Source organism: Actinocorallia lasiicapitis (assembly GCF_054778695.1).
On the sequence record NZ_BAAGZI010000758.1, the window covers coordinates 1 to 1131 of the forward strand.

The 1131-nt window shown below is 68.8% G+C and carries 2 protein-coding genes; both read right to left on the reverse strand.

The features are described 5' to 3' along the window. Positions 1–266, reverse strand: a 266-nt coding sequence (locus ACYVE7_RS34400; RefSeq protein WP_460370803.1) for an AfsR/SARP family transcriptional regulator, incomplete at its 3' end; no start/stop codon positions are given. 63 nt (positions 267–329) lie between these two features. Then, positions 330–1131 (reverse strand): endo alpha-1,4 polygalactosaminidase (locus ACYVE7_RS34405; RefSeq protein WP_460370805.1); only part of this gene is annotated, 802 nt, incomplete at its 5' end.

The window sequence follows — 1131 nt, forward strand, 5'->3', positions numbered from 1 at the left end:
AGCCGGGCGGGCTGGCGGGGGGTCCTGCCGGGTTCGAGCACCCGCCGCAGCCGCCCGACATGTCCGTGGACGGCTTTGTGCGCGGTCAGCGGCGCGCCCTCCGGCCAGAGCGCGTCGATGAGGCGCTGCCGGGGCACGATCGCGCCGCCGGCGAGCAGCAGCAGCGCCAGGACCTGCCGTTGCTTCGGCGGTCCGAGCGGTACCGCCTCGTCACCTCGCCAGGCCCGCAGCGGCCCCAGCACGCTGAATCGCAGATCTGTGTCCACGGTTCCCACTCCATCGGCCGGTCCTAGAACCTGTCCAGTGACGCCTTTCACAACCACCTGGCCTCATCCAGCCACCCCCGGGCAGGGTTGCCGCCAGGGGCCGAGCTCCAGCCGTTTGCGCATCGAGCTGAATCCGCGCTGCCCGCAGAACCGATCGGGGGTGAGGGCGTACTCCACATGGAGCACGGCCTTACCGGCCGTCACGAAGGGGGCCAAGGCCTCACATTCACCGTACTCCGCACACTCCTCATTGACCGCGAAATCGAAGTATCGGACGAGCTCCTTTATCTGTCCGAGATCATTCTTCAGCCCGACCGACAAGCCGTGCATATGCGCCAAATTCGCGATCATTCGGTTGTATTTGAGTTGATCGCTCGCGCTGATCGGGAAGCCCGTGTCCTCGGCGTAGGACTCCACCAGATCGGGCTCGACGGCGTCGAAGCCCTTGTCAGCGCACATCTTGATCCGGTCGGCCATGATCGGCTTCAGCAGGTCGCGGCGGCGGATGTCGAGCCAGCGCTCGCCGGGCCAGCCGTTGGGCTTGCCGAGGAGCTCCGGCGGAAAACGGCCGTGGTCGGGCCGGAAGTCCTCGGTGGAGCCGACCGAGATGTAGCAGATGACTTTTCGGCCCTGCCCGTGCAGCGCCGCGACGACCTCCGCCGAGTTCTCGAACCCGTCGATGTCGTACACGGGGACGTCCACCGAACGGTCGACCGGGACGCTGAGCTGCCACTGCCACGGCTCCCCCGGCTTCGGCCGCCACCGGCCGTGCGCGGGCCGCGGTTGCGCGCTGGTCGGACCGCCCTTCGGCACGACCGTCGGCACGCCCGCCGGAGTCTGGGTAGCCGCCGCGGACGGCGTGGTC